Source organism: Bacteroidales bacterium (assembly GCA_018334875.1).
GTDB lineage: Bacteria > Bacteroidota > Bacteroidia > Bacteroidales > UBA12077 > JAGXLC01.
On the sequence record JAGXLC010000430.1, the window covers coordinates 1 to 3,408 of the forward strand.

Here is a 3,408-nt window from a genome sequence, read left to right on the forward strand (position 1 = left end):
ACATCGGTACTGATCTGGTTGTACCAACCGTTTCCCAACATCACACCAAGGACATTTTCTCCTTGCTGCAAACGGTCTGTCACATCCATCACTTCATACAAAACGGTCTTGCTGTAATCGGTGAATGCAGGTGAAAGCAGATGGTCCCCAATTTGTTTGCCGTTCACATGGAGCTCGAAAAAACCCAATCCTGTGATATAGGCTTTGGCTGATACAATTTCCTTCTGAACTTCAAAAGATTTTCTTAGCAAAGGCATGGGCTCTTTGGGTGCAGTTTGATCCCTTTGGTTGCGGGCCATCTGTTTGATTTTGCCATCCCTTCTGCTCCAGTTAAATACACGTGGTGGACTGATCCATTTGGCCTGCCATTTGCTGCTATCCAGAATGGCCATCTCCCATTGGGCAGGTTTGGCGTATTTGGAGGCCACTCCATTCTGATCCCATACTTTCACTGTCCAGTAACATTTTTGTCCTGAAGTCAATGGCTCACCTTCATAAGTCACCAGGACGGATTCAGAAGAGTTCACCTTTCCGGAATCCCAGAGATCTGCTTCCCCTTCTTCCAGCAATTCCTTTGAAGAAGCTACCAATATGCGATAAGCGGTTTGATGCATGCCTTTCTGCTCTGAGGTCATTTGCCAAGTCAAGCGGGGCGAAATATCATCAATGTGATTGGGGTTCACCTGGTTTTCGCACAGCAAAGCATTAAACTGTAATTCCGAAGTTTTTTGGTCTTTCGAGGTCGAACAGCCAATGAGGAACAAAGGCAACAATATAATCAAGTACTTTTTCATGGTATGGTGTTTAATTTTAATTATCATTCATTAGTGTAACAGTTTATTAAAAAATTGAAATTCAAATTGATTTATTTACAAAAATCACAAACTTTGCTTGTATAACCATGGAACCCGCATGCTACTCATGTCCTTGTTGTGAAGGTTCCTAGATGCGGGTTTCATTGGTATATGTATATTTACCTCCCGGCTCTATTTCAACAGAAAATTCCTCTGCACCATATTTTACATCCACTTTTCCTCCTTTTTCAGAACGGATGACGGCTTTGGTCAGCTTTCCTTCTTTCCACCATATATCACATTCAAAACCACCCCGAGCTTTCAGGCCTTTAACATTTCCCTCGCTCCAGGCTTCGGGAAGTGCCGGCAACAGACGAATAACCCCGTTATGCGACTGCAGCAACATTTCAGCAATTCCTGCCGTGCCACCGAAGTTGCCATCGATCTGGAAGGGCGGATGCATGTCAAACAGATTTTGGGCTGTTGATTTGGTAAATAGTTGCTGAAGGTGCTGCAAGGCTTTTTCCCCGTTTTTGAGACGGGCAAAGAAATTGATAATCCAGGCGCGGCTCCAGCCCGTATGTCCTCCGCCGTGCTCCAGTCTTCGCTCAATGGTTTTTCTGGCAGCTTCGTAAAGTTCAGGAGTTTCTTCCGTTATCTGTGCCAGAGGGTAAAGTTCCAGCAAATGAGACATATGACGATGTCCTACTTCCACTTCTTCATAATCCTTAATCCATTCCTGGATGGTTCCATTTTCTCCGATTTGAACCGGTGGCAATTTATCCTGAATATCCTTTAATTTTCCGGCAAAATCCTGATCTTTGTCCAGTAGCTGGCTTGCTTCTATGCAATTATCCATTAGCTTATTGATAATTTGAATGTCGATGGTGGCTGCATAGGTGAGTGATGACTGTTCCTCTTTGTTGGTTCCCGGAACAAAGAAGGCATTTTCCGGTGAATGGGACGGATTGGTGACCAGGTAGCCTTCTGGTGATTCCACCAGATATCCCATGACAAATTTGGCAGAACCTTTTAACAGGGGATAGATCCGGCGTAGATAATCCATATCCCGGGTATATTCAAAATGCCTATACAGAGGGAAGGTCATCCACGGACCGGCCATGGGGGATACACCCCATACTCCGTCGGCAACACCGGTACGGCCGAATGGATCGGTGAGGTGATGTAACGTCCAGCCTTCCGTACCATACATTTTTTTGGCTGTAACCGATCCCGGCTCAGTCAGTTCTTCCATGAAGCGGGTAAGGATCCGGCTGGTCTCCGAAAGATTTCCTACCTCAGCGGGCCAATAATTCATCTGCAGGTTGATGTTGGTGTGGAAATCGGAATTCCATGCGGCATTGAAATCCTTGTTCCACACACCCTGCAGGTTGGCCGGCAGTTTACCTGGTTTTCGGGAAGAACCCATCAACAGGTACCTGCCATATTGGAAATAAGTAGTAGTTAAACCATTGTCAATGTGACCGTTCTTCACACGTTCGAGCCTCTCATCGGTGGGCATATCCCGTAAGGTATCCTTGCCGAGAGTTAAGGATACCCGGTTGAACATGCTGCTGTGATCATTCACATGGGCTTCTTTAACCTCTGAAAAGGATTTTTCCCCTGTATTTTTTAGAATGGATTTACATTGAGCAGCCGGATCGATCTTATCTGAAAAGTTCAGCGTATCCAATACATAATTGGTAGCAGCGGTGAGATAAATGGTCAAAGAATTCACTGAATTATAGGACAATTGCTCTTCATGGCTTACCAGTTCGCCACCCTCAGTTTTCACCTCAGCCACTGCCGAAAATTTCATATGGGGCCCTGCAGGTCCACGTGCGGGCTCTTCGGGATCTACGATCTGCCCGTTCATCACCATCTTTCCATCGGAAAGGAATTTAACTTCAGCATCTCTTTCCCGCTTCATATTCACATCCACATCAAACGGCTCGCTGGCAGAAATATGCACAGCTATAAGATTGCCCGGAGCAGAAGCAAACACTTCCTGTTTTACCTTGTTATCATCTGCAGTAAAAGTGGTGGTGGCAATTCCGGATCGCAGATCCAGCTCCCTTTCATAGTTCTTTACCTCGCTATCCCACTGATAATTCAGGAAAAGGTCTCCGAAAGTCTGGTAGGAACGTATCCGGGGAGGGGTTCCCAATAAATATTTATTGGCCATTTCATAGGCTTTTTGATATTTACCATCAAAGATCAACTCCCGGATCTCCGGCAGATGTTCCAATGCCTGGGGATTGTTGTTGTCAATTTTTGTACCTGCCCATAAGCTCTCTTCGTTGAATTGAATACGCTCTTTTTGGGGGTCCCCGAAAACCATGGCTCCCATACGGCCATTCCCGATGGGCAGGGCTTCGATCCATTTTTCTGCCGGTTCATCATACCATAACCGGTACGTGGGTGAAGGGACTTCCTGTTGCTTTGAGCAGTCCAATAACATAAGCGCTGCCAAAGCAATAATGATCATTGTTCCAGTTTTCATAAGATATGGCTTTTATAGTTCTTCTTTTTTTTGGTATTCATTTATCCGCTCAAATAATCTCCTGAAAGAACGGATTGAATTGTTAACTGAATCTTGTGGTTCTTTTCTGCC

2 protein-coding genes are annotated in these 3,408 nt (G+C 45.2%); both read right to left on the bottom strand.

The window, feature by feature from the left end:
• A partial coding sequence (locus KGY70_19320) for an alpha-L-rhamnosidase N-terminal domain-containing protein (GenBank protein ID MBS3777353.1) occupies positions 1-794 on the bottom strand: 794 nt, incomplete at its 3' end.
• 148 nt (positions 795-942) lie between these two features.
• The gene (locus KGY70_19325) at positions 943-3,297 is read right to left on the bottom strand and encodes a glycoside hydrolase family 95 protein (GenBank protein ID MBS3777354.1); all 2,355 of its coding nucleotides are present in this window, start codon (positions 3,295-3,297) and stop codon (positions 943-945) included.
• Between the last annotated feature and the right edge of the window lie 111 nt (positions 3,298-3,408).